General features: G+C 68.1%; 4 protein-coding genes. 1 reads left to right on the top strand and 3 read right to left on the bottom strand.

The window, feature by feature from the left end; all coding sequences use genetic code 11:
* Positions 1-11: 11 nt before the first annotated feature.
* Complete coding sequence (locus AB4Y86_RS17235) at positions 12-422, bottom strand: TOBE domain-containing protein (protein ID WP_441403386.1); 411 nt, start codon at positions 420-422, stop codon at positions 12-14.
* Positions 423-526: 104 nt separating this feature from the next.
* On the opposite strand from AB4Y86_RS17235, the gene AB4Y86_RS17230 reads away from it, so the two are divergent.
* Complete coding sequence (locus tag AB4Y86_RS17230; RefSeq protein WP_441403385.1) at positions 527-1,396, top strand: DUF4031 domain-containing protein; 870 nt, start codon at positions 527-529, stop codon at positions 1,394-1,396.
* Positions 1,397-1,473: 77 nt separating this feature from the next.
* Here AB4Y86_RS17230 and AB4Y86_RS17225 read toward each other — a convergent pair whose 3' ends face one another.
* Both AB4Y86_RS17225 and AB4Y86_RS17220 read right to left on the bottom strand, forming a co-directional pair.
* Positions 1,474-1,962 (bottom strand): SRPBCC family protein, encoded by a 489-nt coding sequence (locus tag AB4Y86_RS17225; protein ID WP_441403384.1) that lies wholly within the window; start codon positions 1,960-1,962, stop codon positions 1,474-1,476.
* A gap of 43 nt (positions 1,963-2,005) precedes the next feature.
* Positions 2,006-2,242: YccF domain-containing protein (locus AB4Y86_RS17220; RefSeq protein WP_441403383.1), on the bottom strand; the 237-nt coding region annotated here is incomplete at its 5' end.

Raw genomic sequence — 2,242 nt, 5'->3', positions numbered from 1 at the left:
GCGTGGGATTCTCATAGGACGCTCTTCCCCTTGGAAGTTTCGATGATCACCGTGGTGGCTTTGACGACGGCGGTGGCCACGGAGCCGAGCTCCAGGCCGAGTTCGCGGACGGCCTCGCTGCTCATCAGGGAGACCACCCGGAACGGTCCGCATTGCAGTTCCACCTGGGCCATGACGGTATCGGCGGTGATCGCCGTGACCAGTCCGACGAAGCGGTTCCGGGCCGAGCTGCCGGTCCGGGCCGGGTCATCCGGCAGTTTTGCCTGCTCCCTGGCCAGGGTGGCGAGTTCGAGCCCGTCCACGGTGAGCCGGCCGGACTCGTCCTTGAGCGGCGTGAGGCTTCCGTTCTCCGTCCAGCGCCGGACGGTGTCGTCGCTGACGCCGAGGAACCGGGCAGCTTCGGAGACGCGAAAACTAGGCATACGCATACTGTAACCCGCATATGCGGCGGATTGCGCGCCTTAAGTCATGAAATTCAACTTTCTGTACCGTCGTCGCCACGGCGGCGGGCTCGTAGACTTCCAGCATGGCCGTCTATCTCGATCCGCCGCTTTGGCCCGCCCACGGAACGCATTTTTCGCACCTCATCTCCGACAGTTCGCTCGAGGAGCTGCATGCCTTTGCGCGGGCCGCGGGAATTCCGGAGCGGGCGTTCGACGGCGACCATTACGACGTGCCCGAAGCCCGGCTCTCCGCCCTGGTGGCTGCCGGCGCCGTCCCGGTCGAGGGCCGGGTCCTGGTCCGCAAGCTGATCGCGAGCGGGCTGCGGATCCCGGCCCGGCGTCGCAGCGGTTCGCTCAAACGGCCGCTGCTGACCCGCTGGAACGCCGTCCTACCAGGCCACGACGCCCTCTTCCTGGATCTGCTGGACCGTTGGGGCGAGGAGCACCGCAAGTACCACGGCAGGACCCATCTGCTTGCCGTGCTGGAGGCCCTGGACCGGCTGAGCGCACCGGCCCGGCCGCCCCGGACGGTCCTCCTCGCGGCCTGGTTCCACGACGCCGTCTACCGCGGCACCGCCGGCGAGGACGAGGAGGAGTCGGCAACGCTGGCCGAGGAGCGGCTCGGGCAGGCCGGCCTGGCAGCGGACGAGGTCGACGAGGTGGCCCGGCTGGTGCGGATGACGGCGGACCACCGGCCGGATCCCGGCGACGGGGCCGCGGCCCTGCTCAGCGATGCGGACCTCTCCGTCCTGGGCGGGGAACCTTCGGCCTACGCCCGCTACCTCGCGGCCGTCCGCGAAGACTTCGCCCACATCGGCGACGCCGATTTCGCCGCCGGACGCGCCGCCGTCGTCCGCCAGCTGCTGGAGCTGGATCCGCTTTTCCACACTCCGCGCGGCCGCGAGCTGTGGCAGGACACGGCCCGGCGGAACCTGCAGGGCGAGCTCGCCTGAGCCGGTGACGGCCGGCGGCGGCTTTCAGCCGGGACTTTGTGGTCGGGCGCTGCAACCGGGCTTTGTAGCTGGAGCCTCTAAGCGGCCTTGCGGAGATGTTCCGCCAGGCGGTCGAACGACTCCCGCCAGYCGGTGCCGTTGCTGTCGCGGTTTTCCAGCGTGTCAAAGGGGCCCTGCGTGAACGTCATCCGGGTGCCGCCGTCAATCTCTTCGAGTCGGAACGTCACCTCGGTCTCGAAGCCGCGGGTCCCGTCGCCCTTGTCCCAGGCGTGGGTGAAGACAAACAGGTTGGGCGGTTCGATGTCTGTGTGGATGCCGCACCACCAGTATTCCTGCCCGGTGGCGTCCTGGACCATGCAGGCCCGGTAGAAGCCGCCGACTTCCAGGTCGGTGTCGACGCTCTCCCGCGGGGTATGGAAACCCCGCGGACCCCACCATGCCGGGGCCTGGTCCGGGTCGGTCAACGCAGACCAGACGGTTGCGATGGGGACCTGGAACTCGCGGGTCACCACCAGCATCAACTCATCGTTGTTTGACCCTGCCTCCGGGGTGGCTGACTCTGGCATTGCTTTGCCTCGGTTTCCTAGTGGTGGGGCGTCAGGGCGGCCGCTAGCGGTAGCTGCCGGCAAAAGGCCGGTCTGTGGGCACGATCTGCTTACCCAGCGGCATCAGGGACACCGGGATAAGTTTGAGATTGGCGATGGCCAGCGGAATGCCGATGATGGTGACCGCCATCGCGAACGCAGTGACTACGTGGCCGGTGGCGATCCAAATGCCTGCCACGAGCAGCCAGATGACGTTGCCGAGCAGCGGGAACACACCCGTGCCGCCGGGACGGTCCACCAC

Origin of the sequence: Arthrobacter sp. 2YAF22_2, assembly GCF_052114645.1 — a bacterium.
Lineage (GTDB): Bacteria > Actinomycetota > Actinomycetes > Actinomycetales > Micrococcaceae > Arthrobacter.
The sequence above is the reverse complement of the archived record's forward strand: the minus strand, read 5'-3'. Positions and strand labels throughout refer to the sequence as shown.